Annotated in this window: 18 protein-coding genes and 1 tRNA gene; 12 read left to right on the forward strand and 7 right to left on the reverse strand. The window is 66.6% G+C overall.

What is annotated here, in order from left to right; all coding sequences use genetic code 11:
* Positions 1-41: 41 nt before the first annotated feature.
* Both WDC87_RS16875 and WDC87_RS16880 read right to left on the reverse strand, forming a co-directional pair.
* The gene (locus WDC87_RS16875) at positions 42-833 is read right to left on the reverse strand and encodes a M90 family metallopeptidase (protein ID WP_252745531.1); all 792 of its coding nucleotides are present in this window, start codon (positions 831-833) and stop codon (positions 42-44) included.
* Complete coding sequence (locus WDC87_RS16880; RefSeq protein ID WP_014645622.1) at positions 800-1,084, reverse strand: hypothetical protein; 285 nt, start codon at positions 1,082-1,084, stop codon at positions 800-802. The genes WDC87_RS16875 and WDC87_RS16880 overlap by 34 nt, the downstream gene beginning before the upstream one ends.
* Before the next feature lie 144 nt (positions 1,085-1,228).
* On the opposite strand from WDC87_RS16880, the gene birA reads away from it, so the two are divergent.
* From birA to WDC87_RS16900, 4 genes are all read left to right on the forward strand, one after another.
* Positions 1,229-2,197, forward strand: coding sequence for a bifunctional biotin--[acetyl-CoA-carboxylase] ligase/biotin operon repressor BirA (birA, locus tag WDC87_RS16885; protein WP_053498755.1), 969 nt, complete (start codon positions 1,229-1,231; stop codon positions 2,195-2,197).
* Positions 2,194-2,925: a type III pantothenate kinase gene (locus WDC87_RS16890; RefSeq protein ID WP_053498757.1), complete on the forward strand. Its 732-nt coding sequence runs from the start codon at positions 2,194-2,196 to the stop codon at positions 2,923-2,925. The genes birA and WDC87_RS16890 overlap by 4 nt, the downstream gene beginning before the upstream one ends.
* 9 nt (positions 2,926-2,934) lie before the next feature.
* On the forward strand, positions 2,935-3,783 hold the full coding sequence (locus WDC87_RS16895; RefSeq protein ID WP_088497257.1) for an SPOR domain-containing protein: 849 nt from the start codon (positions 2,935-2,937) through the stop codon (positions 3,781-3,783).
* Between the two features lie 40 nt (positions 3,784-3,823).
* Positions 3,824-3,899 (forward strand) — tRNA-Thr (locus WDC87_RS16900).
* 112 nt (positions 3,900-4,011) lie between these two features.
* On the opposite strand, the gene WDC87_RS16905 is transcribed toward WDC87_RS16900, so the two are convergent.
* From WDC87_RS16905 to WDC87_RS16915, 3 genes are all read right to left on the reverse strand, one after another.
* Positions 4,012-4,797, reverse strand: a complete 786-nt coding sequence (locus tag WDC87_RS16905) for a hypothetical protein (RefSeq protein ID WP_143592545.1) — start codon at positions 4,795-4,797, stop codon at positions 4,012-4,014.
* Positions 4,798-4,851: 54 nt separating this feature from the next.
* Positions 4,852-5,454, reverse strand: a complete 603-nt coding sequence (locus tag WDC87_RS16910) for a hypothetical protein (protein ID WP_143592544.1) — start codon at positions 5,452-5,454, stop codon at positions 4,852-4,854.
* A 228-nt stretch (positions 5,455-5,682) separates the two neighbouring features.
* A complete protein-coding gene (locus tag WDC87_RS16915) occupies positions 5,683-6,087 on the reverse strand; it encodes a hypothetical protein (RefSeq protein ID WP_088497255.1) in 405 nt (134 codons plus the stop codon).
* Between the two features lie 583 nt (positions 6,088-6,670).
* Between WDC87_RS16915 and WDC87_RS16920 the strand changes: the two genes are divergently transcribed.
* Complete coding sequence (locus WDC87_RS16920; protein WP_111007553.1) at positions 6,671-7,441, forward strand: DUF3011 domain-containing protein; 771 nt, start codon at positions 6,671-6,673, stop codon at positions 7,439-7,441.
* Positions 7,442-7,497: 56 nt separating this feature from the next.
* Here the strand turns inward: WDC87_RS16920 and WDC87_RS16925 are convergent, their stop codons facing one another.
* On the reverse strand, positions 7,498-7,947 hold the full coding sequence (locus tag WDC87_RS16925) for a hypothetical protein (protein ID WP_053498765.1): 450 nt from the start codon (positions 7,945-7,947) through the stop codon (positions 7,498-7,500).
* A 275-nt stretch (positions 7,948-8,222) separates the two neighbouring features.
* On the opposite strand from WDC87_RS16925, the gene rocF reads away from it, so the two are divergent.
* From rocF to WDC87_RS16940, 3 genes are all read left to right on the forward strand, one after another.
* Complete coding sequence (rocF, locus tag WDC87_RS16930) at positions 8,223-9,143, forward strand: arginase (RefSeq protein WP_005420594.1); 921 nt, start codon at positions 8,223-8,225, stop codon at positions 9,141-9,143.
* Between the two features lie 163 nt (positions 9,144-9,306).
* Positions 9,307-9,444: an entericidin A/B family lipoprotein gene (locus WDC87_RS16935; RefSeq protein WP_005407710.1), complete on the forward strand. Its 138-nt coding sequence runs from the start codon at positions 9,307-9,309 to the stop codon at positions 9,442-9,444.
* 207 nt (positions 9,445-9,651) lie between these two features.
* On the forward strand, positions 9,652-9,873 hold the full coding sequence (locus WDC87_RS16940) for a CsbD family protein (protein ID WP_004153772.1): 222 nt from the start codon (positions 9,652-9,654) through the stop codon (positions 9,871-9,873).
* Between the two features lie 73 nt (positions 9,874-9,946).
* Here the strand turns inward: WDC87_RS16940 and WDC87_RS16945 are convergent, their stop codons facing one another.
* Positions 9,947-10,747 (reverse strand): hypothetical protein, encoded by an 801-nt coding sequence (locus WDC87_RS16945; protein WP_252745530.1) that lies wholly within the window; start codon positions 10,745-10,747, stop codon positions 9,947-9,949.
* Between the two features lie 108 nt (positions 10,748-10,855).
* Here WDC87_RS16945 and WDC87_RS16950 point away from each other — a divergent pair, with 108 nt between their 5' ends.
* From WDC87_RS16950 to WDC87_RS16965, 4 genes are all read left to right on the forward strand, one after another.
* Positions 10,856-12,151, forward strand: a complete 1,296-nt coding sequence (locus tag WDC87_RS16950) for a tryptophan--tRNA ligase (RefSeq protein ID WP_088497253.1) — start codon at positions 10,856-10,858, stop codon at positions 12,149-12,151.
* Between the two features lie 191 nt (positions 12,152-12,342).
* On the forward strand, positions 12,343-12,645 hold the full coding sequence (locus WDC87_RS16955; RefSeq protein ID WP_032954673.1) for a hypothetical protein: 303 nt from the start codon (positions 12,343-12,345) through the stop codon (positions 12,643-12,645).
* Positions 12,646-12,801: 156 nt separating this feature from the next.
* Positions 12,802-13,734, forward strand: coding sequence for an MBL fold metallo-hydrolase (locus WDC87_RS16960; protein ID WP_252745529.1), 933 nt, complete (start codon positions 12,802-12,804; stop codon positions 13,732-13,734).
* A gap of 105 nt (positions 13,735-13,839) precedes the next feature.
* Entirely contained in the window at positions 13,840-15,492 is a 1,653-nt protein-coding gene (locus WDC87_RS16965; RefSeq protein ID WP_072168727.1) for a M28 family metallopeptidase, read from the forward strand.
* Positions 15,493-15,734 lie beyond the last annotated feature (242 nt).

The following is a 15,734-nucleotide window of genomic DNA, read 5'->3' on the forward strand; positions in this document are numbered from 1 at the left end:
ATGCCATCGAAGATCATGAGGTTGCCGGCCAGCGGCCGGCACTACGGCATTTCGATCTTCGGCGGCTCGCCGTAGAACCGCCGCAGCTGCGCGGCGACCTCCGGCAACGCCTGCTGCAGCAGATCCGGTGCCGAGAAGTGGTACTCGCTGGCCACCGCGAAGAACTCCTCCGGCGCCTCGGCCGCATACGGATCGATCAGCGTCTCTTCGCCTGCGTCCACCTGCGCACAGAAGGCATCGTAGGCGCGCTGGAACGTGGCCGCCCACTCGCGCTGCCATTGCCGCGGCAGCGGCGGTGTGCCGTCCATCGCACCATCCAGCGCATCGAGCTTGTGCACCATCTCATGCACCGCCACGCAGTAGCCCTCGTGCGGCGCGGCCAGGTCGGCCTGCACGTCGGCCCAGGACAGGATCAACGGACCACTGTCCCACGACTCGCCGATCAGCTCGTCATCCCACTCGTGCAACACGCCGGCCGCATCCAGATGGCTGCGGTGCACGCGGAACGCATCCGGGTAGACGATTAGCTGCGACCAGCCTTCCAGCCCCACTTCGCCGAATTCCAGCAGCGGCAGGCAGCACAGTGCGGCCAGCAGCACGCCATCGCCAGCCTGCAGTTGCAGTTCACCGACAGGGGTAATGGTCTTCTCATGCAGGAAGCGCGTGGCCAGCACGCGCAGTCGCGCGCGGCGTTCATCGTGCAGGCCGCGCAGCCAGGCCGCACGGCGGCAGGCGTCTTCCCAAAGCGCATCGTCGATCGGCCGCGGCGAGGGCCGCAGCCACTGCAGCAACGACTTGATCAGCGGAACATTCCCGGCAGGTAGCTGTGCCACTTCGGCGCACGGATGCGCTGCAGCACGTCGTCGTCGCTGCCGCCGCCCCCGGTGCTGGTGGCACTGCTGGCCGCAGGGCGTACCGGTGCCGGCTTGGTGGTCGCAGCCGAGGCGGTCGCGGTCGGCGCGCGCTGGGAGGCGGCATCACCGTTGGAGGACACGCAGGCGCCCCGGCTGTCGTCCAGCGCTGCCGTTGCAGACGCCGCGAAGGGCATCATCAGCAGGATCAGGCAATGGGCATAACGGCGCATTGACGACATCCACGTTAAGGGAGGGTGAGTTCCCGATTCTAGCCCGAACCCGGCGCCTCGTTGGAAGCCCCTGCGGAACCCAGCGTGGCAGGCGTCGCTGGCGGCTTTCCCGCATAATTCCTGCCTGACTTCGTGGAAGCTGCCGTGGACGATCGCCAATTGCTGGCCAAACTCGCTGCCGGTCGCCTGTCCGGCGACGCCCTGGCCCGAGAGCTGGGCCAGACCCGGGCGGCTATTTGGAAGCGTATTCAAGGGCTTAGGGCCGCAGGTGTGGACATCGAGGGCCGTGCTGGCGAGGGCTATGGCCTGACCCGCCCGGTCGACCTGCTGGACCCGGCGGCGATCCGCGCCGGCCTGCCCGCCGATGCCCAGGCCCTGCTGCACGACCTGCAGGTGGCCTGGACGGTGGACTCCACCAACGCTGAATTGCTGCGGTGCAGCGCGCCCCAGCGCGGGGTCAGCGTGCTGCTGGCCGAACGCCAGACCGGTGGCCGCGGCCGTCGTGGCCGCACCTGGGCCTCGCCGCTGGCCGCGCATATCTACCTGTCGGTGATGCGCCTGTACTCCGGCGGCCTGGGCCGCCTGGCCGGGTTGAGCCTGGTGGCCGGCATCGCCGTGGCCGAAGCGCTGCACGACCTGGGCTACACCCAAGCGCAGTTGAAGTGGCCGAACGACCTGATCGTCGATGGCAAGCGCAAGCTGGTCGGCCTGCTTGCCGAGGGCGGTGGCGAATACGCCGGCCCGGCGCGCGCGGTGATCGGCATCGGCATCAACACCCACATGCCGCCGTCGTTCGGCGAGCAGATCACCCAGCCGTGGGTGGACCTGGACACGTTGGCCGGCAAGCCGGTGGACCGCAATGGGGTGGTTGCTGCCGTGCTGGCGCGCCTGCTGCCGGCGCTGGAAGAATTCGATCGCGAAGGCCTCGCTCCGTTCCTGCCGCGCTACGCTGCCTTCGACATGCTGGCCGGCCGCGAAGTGCGCGTGGAACTGGATGGGCAGTGGCAGCACGGTACTGCGCTTGGCCTGGCCGATGACGGCGCATTGCGCGTGCGCATCGATGGCCAGGAACGCCTGCTGCACGCCGGCGAAGTCAGCGTGAGGGCGGCATGAGCGATTGGTTGTTCGACCTCGGCAACTCGCGCTTCAAGTTCGCGCCGTTGCAGGGTGACCGTGCCGGTGACGTACAGGCCTGGGCGCATGGCGCCGAAGGCATGGCCGGGCAGCCGCCGCACAGCCTGCCCAGCGGCCGCACCGCGTTCGTGGCCAGCGTGGCCGCACCATCGCTGACCAGCGCCATGCTGGACCAGCTGCAGCGTCGCTTCGAGCATGTGCATGTAGTGCGCACCAGCGCCGAATGCGCCGGCGTGCGCATTGCCTATGCCAGGCCGGAAAAGTTCGGCGTCGACCGCTTCCTCGCCCTGCTGGCTGCGGCCAAGGCGCAGCGCCCGGTGCTGGTGGTCGGCGTGGGCACCGCACTGACGATTGATCTGCTCGACGCCGACGGCCAGCACCACGGTGGCCGCATCTCCGCATCGCCCACCACCATGCGCGAAGCACTGCATGCCCGTGCCGTGCAGCTGCCCGCGACCGGTGGCGGCTACAGTGAGTTCGCCAACGACACCGCCGACGCGCTGGCCTCCGGCTGCGATGGCGCTGCGGTGGCGCTGATTGAACGCAGCGCACAGCACGCGCACACGCTGCTGGGCGTGGCACCGTCGCTGCTCGTGCACGGTGGCGGCGCACCGGCGCTGATGCCGTTGCTGCCCGCTGCCGATTACCACCCCTCGCTGGTGCTGGATGGCCTCGCCCGCTGGGCGGTGCACCAGCCCGCGCGCTAGTATCCGCGCATGCTGACCCGTGCCCTGATCGTCGTACTGGCCATTCTCAATCTCGGCGTCGCCTGCTGGTGGCTGCTGCGCGATGCGCCGCAGAAGCCTGCGCCTGCGCCGCAACCGGCTGGCGTCGCCGAGCTGCGGTGGGTGCCGGGTGGCGCGGATGCCAATGCCGCAGCCGAGGCCACTGCGGCCGCCCCGACCGCACCGCTGATGGAGCGCGAACCGGCGGCGAAGACCGCGGTGGCTGCGACGCCCGCGCCCGTTGCGCCGGCAAAGCCGGAGATCGCCAGGCCGCAGGTGGCTGACGCTACGCCGGTTGCTGACGCTGCCAAGCCGGGAACACCGCCTGCACCCGTTCCGGCAGCGGAAAAGCCCGTAACCCCGCCCGCGGCCGCCGAGCCGCCGCGCTGCGTCGCGCTGGGCCCGTTCGCCGACCGCGCTGCCGCCAGCGGCGCGCAGGACAAGGCCGGCACGCTGCTCAGCCAAGCGCGCCTGCGCGAACAGCCCGCTGCCAGCGGCAGTGCCCGCTACCGGGTGATGCTGCCGGCCGCCGCCAACCGTGACGAAGCCCAGGCCACCGTGAAGCGCATCGTCGCCGCCGGCCTGAGCGACTACTACATCATCAGCCAGGGCGAGGAGGCCAACGCCGTGGCGCTGGGCCAGTACCGCAACCGCGAAGGCGCCGAACGGCGCATGGCGGCGGTGCAGGCCGCCGGCTTCCAGCCGCGCCTGGTCGCCAGCGGCGACGCCGGCCAATGGTGGCTGGAAGGGCAGCTGGCGGCGGGCACGCAGCCGGCCCAGGCCCAGCAGCGCAGCGGCGCGGCGCAGAGCCGGTCGCTGGAATGCACGCGGTTGCGCTAGAATCCCCTGACCGCGGCGCTGCCGCCGGTGCACCACCCATGCCGCTTTAGCTCAGTTGGTAGAGCAACTGTCTTGTAAACAGTAGGTCATCCGTTCGATTCGGATAAGCGGCACCATCTTCGATCCCTTGGCATCCGCACATGTCCACGGAGAACAATCAACCTGCTGCAATGGCGGGTTTTTTTGTGCGTTGCCGTTCTGGGGAAGAATGGGGGCCTGCAGACAAGCTCACCGTGGCACCGCAATGCCCCTTTTGAGTTGACTGCAACGTTGGAGCATACGTTCGCCGGATTGCTCCTTGAGTTGAATGCCGCCATTAGCGAGAAGGGGATAGGTCTCGAGACGGACGCGATAGGCCGCTTGCGAAGACAGCTGCACTGCATCGTCGTCCGTGCCGATGGCGGCTCCAGGCAGCGAATCTTCTCGAACAACGCCGTTCACCTGAAGCTGTGCGCAGATGCCGGCGTAGTAGGCGATGCGTTCATCAAGCGCCTGAGGGTGTCTTGTGGCATGACCTAGCGCATGGAATGTCTCGTGTGCGACCAGATCGACAAGGTTCGCAACAGTCCGTTCGCGGTCGTCATGTATCGAAGCCGCAAGTGCCAACGTCTTCCCACCCGAGAACGATCCAAAAGTACGCGACTGTATAGTCGCGGCGGTATCCGTTGGCGCGAGAAGGATCCTGTATCTGTTCGCCTTTGCTTCTATCCATGATTCGGAGAACCTTGCTGCTGCATCAATGCGCTTGCAGGTATCTGCAGCATCAACCTGTGATCCTGCAGCCATCATGAGCACGATTTCGTGCTGGGTATGCGTGCACTGAAACGATTCCAGAGGCGGCAAGCTTCTGTGCCCCGGAACAATGGACAGGGACCGGAAGTAGCGGAATGGCCCGAGAGGCGTGGACACCAGCTCGGTGTAGCCATCCGGCGGGATGCCTTGTGGCAATCCGATCGGTGTGGCACAGCCTGCCAGGAGGGAGGTTGCGAATGCGGCGAGTACGACTCCTTTCATCCTTTCTCCCAAAGGCGCGGGCGCTTAAGGCGCACCCGCATCTTCTGTTGTTTACTACATCTCCATGCACAAGTGCGGCGACGGGTGGTTGACGCAATCCCGTCCTTCGAACTCCAGGTAGTAGCTCGCCTTGATAATGCCCTCCTGTTTGGCCTGCCCAGCGATAACCTGCGGGCCACTACCGTATGCCGAATGGAAGGGGAGCAGGTCGTAGCTCAAGGCATCACCATTACCCACATTGGCGTAAATCCAAGCATTCACGGCGTTTGGGTCTGCAACTCGGATCACTGTGCCTGTCCTGACCCATGAAAACGTCTGGGACGCGCTGATTGCGCCCGTAGCGACGTTCTTTACCCGAAGTACCGCATTGCCCGTGGCAGGATACGGTATGGTTGATCCGGATGTATCCAGCTCAAACATCGCGGCATCTGGAAGCACGCTAAGAGACGACAGCAGGGAGTTGTAAATGCTCTTCTTCCCACCACCGTCCCCTTCCCAGATAACTTCCATACCCGCCTTGCATTCCCCTCCACCTGTTTGTTTTCCGCTGCACTCGCCATAAGCTCGAACACTCTTCAGATTGCAACCTGTGAACAGGAGTGCGCTTCCCAATGCGATAGTGGAGGCGGCCAATATGCTCTTGGAATTCATTCTCATGCTAGATCTCTCCTTGGTCTAGAAGGATGCGTGGTGCACCGTGGTTTCGAAACCACGCGGAGCAGTTGACATGAGATCGACAGGGGTGGATGTGACTTCGGTCTTGGTATTGAGTATCTGTCGGTGTCGTCGAGTATCACCCTCGGTAACGAGTCGCGCGTGTGCGAGTGCAAGGAAACATTCCACAACGAAGTAGAATCCAAGTGGTTGTGCAGATGCTCTCGCCAGCTACCTCCCACCCACCTGCAACGCCACATACTCCGCCAGCCCCCGGCAGGCCAGCATCAGCCCTTCGCGGGTGCCGTCGCCGATGTCGTCCTTCTCTTCCCCGTCCACGCGCACGCGCTCGGTGGCGTGATACAGCTCCAACAACGACACCAGGCCAACCGCGGCGCGATCCCGGCGCGCGGCGGCCACCGCTTGGCCGGGTGTGCTGGCGGGCCCCGTCCACGGCTGTCCATCGGCGGCATCACCGGCGCGGATGCGCTGCAGGCAGCTGGGCAGGTTGATGGACGCAGGCGCTTCGTTCGCAGCGGCGAAAGCGGCTTCCAATGGCTGCGCCAGTTCAGGTGGCAGGCGCAGAGCCGCCTCGCCGAGGGTGGCGGTCAGGTACGGGTGGTAGGTTCTGGACATGCGGGCATCCTCGGCAGGAACAGAGGTGCCGCCACGGCAGGGTGGCGGGCGATGCGTGGCTTCCAAGACCGGGAATCGATGAGCCGGCGGGCACGGGGCCCCCACGCACCGCCCGCCGTCGATCGGCGAACGGATTGCCAGCCGGCGCCGCTTGGGAAGACGGCGCCGGCTGGCAAGCGTATACAGCATCGATTACGCGGGCTTGGAAGACCCGGCCACCTTTGCAGGTGGCGATTCATCATGCGCACGTGAAATCACCGCCTGCCAGTCGTTTGTTTCGATGGCATCGGGAGATCTGAAAGGAAAAATGAATTATCGCGTTTGGCCCGTTTCGGGCATCGCAATGCCAGAAGCGACAGATTGCGCAGTGGCGCCATCAGCGAGAAATCTGCCCGAACCATCGCTGCCGTATGCCCTGAGCTGGCCCACGAAGTAAAGGTGACTTAACAGCCCGGGCAAGGCTCCACAGCTACCATAGCAAACACAAACGCCCGAATGCGCTGCCGGCTTTTTTGATTCTCCTCACAGACCATTTGCAGACCCCCGACACATACTGGGGATACATGCCCTTCGGAAGCCGCACATGCGTCGCCATGCCCTGTCGCTCACCTCCGCATTGTTGTCCGCCGCTTTCGTGGCCCCGGCCATGGCCGCCGTGCCGTTCTTCAACGCCAGCTGCCCGGGCGACATCGATGTTCACGCAGACGATGGCGGGTCGGTCTATGTGCAGGGCCGCGAGGCCACGCTGAAACGTTTCAACGACCGCTATTTCGAAGCCCGCGACGCCAACAGCGGCATCACCCTGTCGATCAGCCGCAGCGATGACGGTACGCCGCAGATCAGCTATACCGGCCGTGGCGGCGCCAACGGCATCTGCCAGGTCAGCGCCAGTGGAACATCTGCGCCCGCCGCAAATGGCGCACACCCGCGCGAGGTTGCTACCGGCGACGCCGCGCTACCGCGCGAAGTCACCTGCGAATCCACTGACGAGCAGCAGGTGTCGTGCGATCTGAATACCCGCGGCAATGTGGAAATCGTGCGCCAGCTCAGCCACACCCGATGCGAGGAAGGTAAGAACTGGGGCCTGTCGCGGCACTCGGTGTGGGTCAATGGCGGCTGCCGCGCGGTGTTCCGCAATGTGTCTTCGGTGACCACCCCGGCGCCGGCAGGCGATACCGCGTTGGGCGCCTGCAACATGCGCAAGGGCGCTCAGGGCGCGCTGGTCACCCAGATGCCGGTGGGCAGCGATTACCAGGAACTCATCATCGATTATCCGGATGGCCGCTTCCTGTGCATGATGCGCAACAGCGGCCAGGTGCAGAGCCTGACGCCGGTTCGCCGCCGCGGCGGTTGAGGCGCGGCGGCGGCGTGTCTAAGGGGGCAGCGCGGTGCGCGTTGCCCCCCGTCCCGCTACTGCTGGTTCACCGGGTCGTTTCCCTTCTTGTAGGTGTAGCCGGTTACGTCCCAGCCGCCGCCATGGCCGGATGAGGGTTCCACCCAGGTGAATTCCCACGTCTGGATGGAGCCGTCGGGAAGCAGGTTTTCCACCCGGTAGATCTCACCGGGAATGCCCTGGTCCGGCAGCTTGCCGGGAATCGATTCGTCCGAGCGTGCAGACGCACGGCCTACGGAGACTGCCTGTCGTTCCACCTGTACGTTGCCGTAGCCCTGCGGGGCGAACGACGGCTTCACCCGCTGCGCCACCCAGTCGAGTACCTGGCGTGCGCCTGCCGTCTGCATGGGATACGCATCGGAGGTCACCGTATGCGTGATGCGTTGCGAGGGTGCACTGGCAGCGGCGGGAAACAGTCCGCCCAGGGCAATTGCCAGTACCGCAAGTCCATTGAGTGCATGTTTCATGCGCGTGGAGCTCCATGATTGAGGAAGTGAGGCGGCACCTTCAGGGTGCCTGCGCAGCGTGGACACAACAACAGCCTTGCGTAAGAGGCGAAACCGACCGGGATGTGAGGTGGATCGCGGAAGGTCCAATTCCTGACGACCCAGCGCTGGAATGCCTGACCGGATACGGCTGGCAGGCCGCGGCGATCTGACCCATGCCCTGCTGCACCGCCGCGAGTGGTGTCACACAGCTCTGGCTAGACTGTGCTTCTTTTTCCGCACCGCAGGAGGCACCCATGGCCCATCCCATTTCCGTATCCCTGATTGGCGTTCCCACCGATGTCGGTGCGGGCCATCGCGGCGCACGGCTGGGGCCGGAGGCGCTGCGCGTGGCGGGCCTGCCGGAGGCGCTGGAAGCGCGCGGCGTGGACGTGCGCGACGTGGGCAACCTGGATGGCCCGCGCAACCCGTGGACCGCGCCGGTGGAGGGCTACCGCCACCTGGATGAGGTGGTGGCCTGGAACCGCGCACTGATGGAAGCCAGCTACGCCGAGCTGCAGGCCGGGCGCATGCCGATCATGCTCGGTGGCGACCATTGCCTGGGCATCGGTTCGATCACCGCCGTCGCGCGCTGGTGCCGCGAGCAGGGGAAGAATCTGCGCGTGCTGTGGCTGGACGCGCATTCGGACTTCAACACCAGCGATGTCACGCCGTCGGGCAACATCCACGGCATGCCGGTGGCCTGCCTGTGCGGCCTCGGCCCGGACGCGCTGACCCGTCTGGGCGGCAGCGCACCGGCGATCACCCCGGCGCAGATGCACCAGATCGGCATCCGTTCGGTGGACCCGGAAGAGAAGCGCCTGATCAAGACCCACAAGGTGGATGTCTATGACATGCGCTACATCGACGAGAACGGCATGAAACGCGCGGTGGAAGCGGCGCTGGCCGGCATCGATGAGAACACCCACCTGCATGTCAGCTTCGATGTCGACTTCCTCGACCCCAGCATCGCGCCGGGCGTCGGCACCACGGTGCCGGGTGGGGTGAACTATCGGGAGGCGCAGCTGGTGATGGAAATGATCGCCGACACCGGGCGCATGGGTTCGCTGGACATCGTCGAGCTCAACCCCTTGCTGGACAAGCAGAATGCCACCGCCGAACTGGCCGTGGACCTGGTGGAAAGCCTGTTCGGCAAGTCCACCCTGATGCGCGACTGACCGTCCCCTGCTGAACGGATCGCCGAACCGTTCACGCCCGCTCCACGCCCCTGCCGCCAGATTGCACTTCACGCGGCGGCAGTGGGCATTGGTGCCCTCCCGCCGAGCGAAAGAATCCCATCCGCGAATGAAGCGGTATAGCGGCGAACCCAAGGAGAAGCCCATGAAGCGCGTAGTTGCCCTGATGCTGTTGTCGATGTTCTCGGTGGCCCTGCTGGCCGGTTGCAACACCGTGGCCGGTGCCGGCAAGGACGTGCAGAAGGCCGGTGAAAAGGTTGAGGATGCCGCCAAGGGCCGTTGAGCCTGAAGTGGAACGGAAAGCAAAAAGGCCGGGGGGATCTCCCCGGCCTTTTTGCTTGCGCGTTTCTCTGCAGCGTACGTGTCCAAGCGTAGTGAACCATTCAAGCAGGTGAGCGTGTATTTCATTGGCGGTTGACCGGCATTCAACAGCGGCTGCGCGAAGCTGGAGCCACGGTAAGAACGCCGTTGCAATCAAGGACTCCCAGCAATGAACAAAGACATCATTTCCGGCAAGTGGTCGCAGCTGAAGGGCAAGGCGCAGGCCAAGTGGGGCGATCTGACCAACGACGATTTCGATGTGGCCGAAGGCAACGCCGAGTATCTGGCCGGCCGCCTGCAGGAACGTTATGGCTGGGCCAAGGATCGCGCGGAGAAGGAAGTGCGTGAGTTCCAGGACGCGGTGAGCAAGGACTACCCGGACTACAAGTAAGCGCTTCGATTTCCCCCACAACACGACGCCCGCACCGTGAGGTAGCGGGCGTCGTGTTGTTTGCGCGGGACGATCAGCGGGCCGGCGGGTCCGGCACGTAGCGGTTGGGGAACGCCTGCGGTTCGCGCGGCAGGCGCGAGGGCGCATCGACCAGGATGCCGCGCGCACGCAGGTTGCGGGCGCTGTCGTAGCGCAGCTGCAGAACCTGCGCCGGGCTGCGGCTGGCCCGTTCGAAGTCGGTATCGCGCACCGAAGAGTGTTCACGTGCGCCGTGGCCGGTGCCCAGCGCTGGCGCCTGTGACTTGCTGGCATAGCCCTCGATGCGGCTGGCACTGGCGTCGGCGGCAGCCTCGGCTTGCGCGGTCGGTGCCGGCAGCGGCACGCCACGTCGCAGGATCGGCTGCGGGTACAAGCGACGCGCCTCCTCGAACACCGCCACCCCGACCACGCCGATGTTGTCCGGGCGGCCGGTGCGACTGGCATAGCTGCCGCTGGGGCTGCTGAACACGAACTGCGCCACTTCGTCCTGGCTCTTGCGCCAGCCGGTGATGTCGGCGCGCTGGCCGGGATTGAGCACGTAGCCGGTCTGCGAGGGATCGGCATCCTCGCCGGAGATGGCGTTGACGCCGTCCACCGACAGCACTACCAGCACCCGGCGCGGGCTGTCGTTGTACAGGCGCACGGCGTAGCGGTGGCCGCGCTCGCCGGCCACCCAGCGCTGGCCCTCGGCGGAGTAGCTGCGCAGTTCGGTACCGCGGTCGCGGTCGACCAGGGCCATGCGTACGGGGCCGCCGTCGTACACCGGTGGCGGCATGGGCGCCGGGCGGAAGCCGGCCAGGGGCAGGATCAGCAGCAGGGGCAGCAGGCGTTTCATCGGGCGTCTCCAGCGGGGTTGGGTGAATGAACGCGCCGCGGGCCCTGACGGGGTTGGTGGCGTGCAAGGTAAACTGGCCCCGTTCATCGAAGGTTACCCCACGCAGTCATGACGACCCGAGTCCTTACCGGCATCACCCCCTCCGGCACGCCCCACCTGGGCAACTACGTTGGCGCCATCCGTCCGGCCATCGCGGCCAGCCGCGCGCCGGGGATCGAGAGCTTCTTCTTCCTGGCCGACCTGCACAGCCTGATCAAGTCGCAGGACCCGCAGCGCACCCAGCGTGCGACCCTGGAGATCGCGGCCAGCTGGCTGGCCTGTGGCCTGGACCCGGAACACGTGTGGTTCTACCGCCAGAGCGACATCCGCGAGACCACCGAGCTGATGTGGTTCCTGACCGCCATCGCCAGCAAGGGCATCCTCAACCGCGCGCACGCCTACAAGGCGGCGGTGGACAAGAACCGCGAGGAAGGCGTTGACGAGGACGCAGGCGTCAGCGCCGGCCTGTTCATGTACCCGGTGCTGATGGCGGCCGACATCCTGATCTTCAAGGCCAACCAGGTACCGGTGGGCCGTGACCAGATCCAGCACATCGAGATGGCGCGCGATTTCGCCCAGCGCTTCAACCACGTGTACGGCAAGGAGTATTTCCCGCTGCCGGACGTGGTGATCGACGAGCAGGTGGCGACGCTGGCGGGCCTGGATGGCCGCAAGATGAGCAAGAGCTACCACAACACCATTCCGCTGTTCGTGCCGCGCGAGGAGCTGAAGAAGCTGGTGTTCTCGATCCTGACCGACTCGCGCGCACCGGGCGAGCCGAAGGACACCGAGGGCTCGGCGCTGTTCCAGATGTACCAGGCGTTCGCCACGCCGGAACAGACCGCGGAATTCGCCAGGGCCTTCGCCGCCGGCATCAGTTGGGGCGACGCCAAGCAGCAGCTGTTCGAGCGTATCGACAGCGAGCTGTCGCCGCTGCGCGAGCGCTACAACGCGCTGATGGCCGAGCCGGAGAAGATCGAAGCGTTGCTCAAGCGCCGTGGCCAGCAGCTGCGCGAGCAGTTGGCGGCACCGCTGCTGGAAGAACTGCGCCACGCCGTGGGCCTGCGCGACCTGTCCACGGCGGGCGACATCGCCAGCGAAGATGCCGGCGTGGCCCGCGTGGCGCCGCCGCAGTTCAAGCAGTACCGCGAGAAGGATGGGCGTTTCTACTTCAAGCTGACCGCTGGTGACGGCACGCTGCTGATCCAGAGCGAAGGCTTCGATTCGCCACGTGATGCGGGCCAGCTGATCGCGGTGATCAAGCAGGCAGAGCAGGGCGACCAGCTGCAGAGCGAGCTGTTCAAGCTGGGCGCCGAGGTGGACGCGGTACTGGCCGCCCTGGCCGCGCTGCGCGAAGCGGCCTGATCGCCGGGCGTAGAGTCGAGCCATGCTCGACTCGGCTCCGCCTCTGTAGAGCCGAGCCCATGCTCGGCTGGGTAGCAAAGCAGCCGAGCATAGGCTCGGCTCTACAGGGAAGCCCCCCGCCGGCACGACCGTGGCACAGCACCCATGGCATGATGTCCGCGCGCCTCTGGCGCGATGACATGGAGTCTGCGATGGCCTGGTTGTCGCTGCTGCTGTTCCTGCCCTGGTTCCTGCTGCTGGGCAGCCTGTACTGGCTGTTTCCGCGCCAGCCGCGCAGCGCGCGGCGGCGCCTGTTCGATGGCACCACCCTGGTCGTGGCGTTCGCGCTGAGCATCGTGTCGATGCTGTGGGGCTACCGCATTGGCGTGGTGCAGCCCGGCGCCGGCCCGATCTGGCCGCAGGTGCTGGCGGTGCTGTACGCCTACGGCGCGTTCCTGGCGGTGCTGGTGCTGGCGTTGCTGCTGCGGCCGCGGTTCGGATTGCGCTCTGGCTGATCGGTAGTGCCGGCCGCTGGCCGGCACTTGAATTCTCCCGGCCATCCCGAGGTTGCCGACCAGCGGCCGGCACTACCCGACCAAAGCCGCATCGAACCCGGGCCGCCTGCGCGCCTACCATGGGCGTCTGTTCACGAGACTGCCAGGTGCGTGCCGATGACCGCCGACCCCAGCATCCACACGATCGATACGGGCTTCCAGCGCCCGGACTTCGACGCGGCCTACCTGATCGTTGAAAACGGCCGCGCGGCCTTCGTCGACTGCGGCACCGGCCTGTCTGTGCCGGCGATGCTGCAGGCGCTGGCGGATGCCGACCTGGGTGTGGAAGCGGTGGATTGGTTGCTGCTCACGCACGTGCACCTGGACCACGCCGGTGGTGCAGGCCTGCTGATGCAGGAGTTGCCGAATGCGAAGGCGGTGCTGCATCCGCGCGGTGCGCCGCACATGATCGACCCGACCCGGCTGATTGCGGGTGCGACGGCGGTGTACGGCGCCGAAGAGATCGCGCGCAGCTACGGCCGCATCGAGCCGATTCCCGAACACCGCGTGGTGGTTGCCGAAGACGGCCACCGCATCGATCTCGCTGGCCGCGAGCTGGTGCTGCTGCACACGCCGGGCCACGCACTGCACCATTATTGCGTGTGGGATGCGCGCAGCCGCAGCTGGTTCACTGGCGATACGTTCGGCATCTCCTACCGCGAGCTGGACAGCGCGCAGGGCGCTTTCATCTTCCCGACTTCCTCGCCGGTGCAGTTCGACCCGGAGGCGATGAAGGCCTCGATCCGACGCATGCTGGGCTACGGCCCGCAGGCGATGTACCTGACCCACTATGGGCGCGTGGAGCAGGTGCAGAAACTGGCCAACGACCTGTTCGAACAGATCGATGCGATGGCCGCGATCGGCCGCCAGTGCGATGGCCGGCCGGACCGCCACCGCTGCCTGCTGGCCGCACTGCAGGCGCTGTACCTGGAACGCGCACAGCTGCATGGCTGTGCGCTGGACGATGCGGCGGTGATCACTGTTCTGGCGATGGACATCGAACTCAACGCGCAGGGCCTGGCCTGCTGGCTGGACCGCATCAGCAGGTAGAGTCACGCCCTGCGTGGATGACGTGGGCCCACGCTGCGCCGTGATGTCACGACCACGTTACACTCTGGTGACTTCCAAGCTAGCCGTGGTACTGCCGTGAATCCGATGCGCGTGTTGCTGCTGTCGTCCTGCCTGTTCGTCGGGGGCCTGGCCCATGCGGCCAACGACCTGCCGGGTGGCGGCATCGATCCGCAGGCACTGTCGCGGCATGTGCGCGTGCTGGCGTCGGATGAGTTCGAGGGCCGCGCACCGGCCACCGAGGGCGAAGAGCGCACGGTGCAGTACCTGATCGAGCAGTTCCGCAGCTATGGCCTGCAGCCGGGCGGCGTGGACGGCAGCTGGGTGCAGCCGGTGCCGCTGGTGCGCGCGCAGCTGGAGGGTGAGGCCAAGGCCAGCCTGTCGCTGAAGCAGGGCAAGCGTGCGCTGGCCAATGGCGTGGACGTGACCCTGCAGAGCCTGCAGCCGCGCAAGCGCGTGCAGATCAAGGATGCACCGTTGGTGTTCGTCGGCTACGGCATCGACGCACCGGAACGCCACTGGAACGACTACAAGGACGTGGACCTGCACGGCAAGATCGCCGTGGTGCTGATCAACGACGCCGACTTCGAGGCCGATGCGCCGGGCGCGTTCGATGGAAAGGCGGTGACCTACTACGGCCGCTGGACGTACAAGTTCGAGGAAGCCGCACGCCGGGGTGCCGAAGGCGTGCTGATCGTGCACGAGACCGCGCCGGCCGCGTATGGCTGGGCCACGGTGAAGAGCTCGGGCACTTCTCCGCTGTTCGACATCGAGCGCGGCCAGGCCGAAGCGATGGCGCAGCACACGCCGCTGCGCGGCTGGATGCAGCGCGAGCTGGCCGAAGCGATCTTCGCCGACGCCGGCCTCGACTTCGATGCGGAGAAGCGCAAGGCGATGCGTGCCGACTTCCGCCCGGTGGCACTGGACAACGCGAAACTGAGCGTGGATTTCGCGCTCAAGCGCGAGCAGGTGGTGACCCGCAACGTGGTCGCCAAGCTGCCCGGTGGTGAACATGCTGACGAGGCCGTGATCTTCTCCGCGCACTGGGATGCGTTCGGTATCGGCCAGCCCGACGCCAAGGGCGACCGCATCCGCCGTGGTGCGATCGACAACGCCACCGGCGTGGCAACGGTGCTGGAACTGGGCCGTGTGTTCGCCGCTGGCCCGCAGCCACAGCGCACGCTGTACTTCGTGGCACTGACCGCCGAAGAGAAAGGGTTGCTGGGCGCCAGCTACTACGCCGCCCATCCGCTGGCGCCGCTGGACAAGACCGCTGCGGTGCTGAACATCGAGATGTTCAGCCCGGATGGCCCGACCCGCGACATTGCCTCGTGGGGCAAGGGCCGGGTGTCGCTGGAAGGCGATCTGGAGCGCGTGGCCAAGGCCCGTGGCCGCAGCTACAGCCCGGACCCGAACCTGGAAGCCGGCTTCTTCTACCGCGCCGACCACTTCGCCTTTGCCCGCCTGGGCGTGCCGGCGATCACCATCGGCCCGGGCCTGGACAAGCTGGACGGTGGCGTTGAAGCCGGCCGCGCGCTGCGCGAAAAGTACTTCGCCGACTGCTATCACCAGACCTGCGATGCCTGGACGCCGAGCTGGGACCCGAGCGGCCACGCTGCCGACACCCTGCTGGTCTACGACCTGGGCGCCGAGCTGGCCAACAGCCGCCGCTGGCCGACGTGGGAAAAGGAATCGGAGTTCCGCGGCGCGCGCGACAAGAGCGAAGCGGCCCGCCGTTGAGTAATGCCGGCCGCTGGCCGGCAACTCCCTGCTCTTTGCCGAGGGTCATGAGGTTGGCGGGCAGCGGGCGGCACTACCGAAATACGGCGGCTTTTCCCGCCACCGGCCGGCACTAACCGCGCCGTCGCACCACCTTCCACGCGCCCCACCCCGCCGCGGCGAGCGCGGCCAGATTGCACGCCGCCCTCGTGGGGAGGCCCACCACCGGCCCCGCGTTTAACCCGCGATGGAGCCGCAGGTGG

The organism is Stenotrophomonas maltophilia group sp. Smal12 (assembly GCF_037079935.1).
Lineage (GTDB): Bacteria > Pseudomonadota > Gammaproteobacteria > Xanthomonadales > Xanthomonadaceae > Stenotrophomonas > Stenotrophomonas sepilia.

What these genes read in the sequence shown, in the direction of transcription:
- WDC87_RS16880 (WP_014645622.1), bottom strand. Translation starts at nt 1,084, where the DNA reads ATGCGCCGTTATGCCCATTGCCTGATCCTGCTGATGATGCCCTTCGCG.
- WDC87_RS16950 (WP_088497253.1), top strand. Translation starts at nt 10,856, where the DNA reads ATGACGACCCGAGTCCTTACCGGCATCACCCCCTCCGGCACGCCCCAC.
- WDC87_RS16920 (WP_111007553.1), top strand. Translation starts at nt 6,671, where the DNA reads ATGCGTCGCCATGCCCTGTCGCTCACCTCCGCATTGTTGTCCGCCGCT.
- WDC87_RS16890 (WP_053498757.1), top strand. Translation starts at nt 2,194, where the DNA reads ATGAGCGATTGGTTGTTCGACCTCGGCAACTCGCGCTTCAAGTTCGCG.
- WDC87_RS16955 (WP_032954673.1), top strand. Translation starts at nt 12,343, where the DNA reads ATGGCCTGGTTGTCGCTGCTGCTGTTCCTGCCCTGGTTCCTGCTGCTG.
- WDC87_RS16905 (WP_143592545.1), bottom strand. Translation starts at nt 4,797, where the DNA reads ATGAAAGGAGTCGTACTCGCCGCATTCGCAACCTCCCTCCTGGCAGGC.
- WDC87_RS16935 (WP_005407710.1), top strand. Translation starts at nt 9,307, where the DNA reads ATGAAGCGCGTAGTTGCCCTGATGCTGTTGTCGATGTTCTCGGTGGCC.
- WDC87_RS16915 (WP_088497255.1), bottom strand. Translation starts at nt 6,087, where the DNA reads ATGTCCAGAACCTACCACCCGTACCTGACCGCCACCCTCGGCGAGGCG.
- WDC87_RS16895 (WP_088497257.1), top strand. Translation starts at nt 2,935, where the DNA reads ATGCTGACCCGTGCCCTGATCGTCGTACTGGCCATTCTCAATCTCGGC.
- rocF (WP_005420594.1), top strand. Translation starts at nt 8,223, where the DNA reads ATGGCCCATCCCATTTCCGTATCCCTGATTGGCGTTCCCACCGATGTC.
- WDC87_RS16940 (WP_004153772.1), top strand. Translation starts at nt 9,652, where the DNA reads ATGAACAAAGACATCATTTCCGGCAAGTGGTCGCAGCTGAAGGGCAAG.
- WDC87_RS16945 (WP_252745530.1), bottom strand. Translation starts at nt 10,747, where the DNA reads ATGAAACGCCTGCTGCCCCTGCTGCTGATCCTGCCCCTGGCCGGCTTC.
- WDC87_RS16965 (WP_072168727.1), top strand. Translation starts at nt 13,840, where the DNA reads ATGCGCGTGTTGCTGCTGTCGTCCTGCCTGTTCGTCGGGGGCCTGGCC.
- WDC87_RS16960 (WP_252745529.1), top strand. Translation starts at nt 12,802, where the DNA reads ATGACCGCCGACCCCAGCATCCACACGATCGATACGGGCTTCCAGCGC.
- WDC87_RS16910 (WP_143592544.1), bottom strand. Translation starts at nt 5,454, where the DNA reads ATGAGAATGAATTCCAAGAGCATATTGGCCGCCTCCACTATCGCATTG.
- WDC87_RS16925 (WP_053498765.1), bottom strand. Translation starts at nt 7,947, where the DNA reads ATGAAACATGCACTCAATGGACTTGCGGTACTGGCAATTGCCCTGGGC.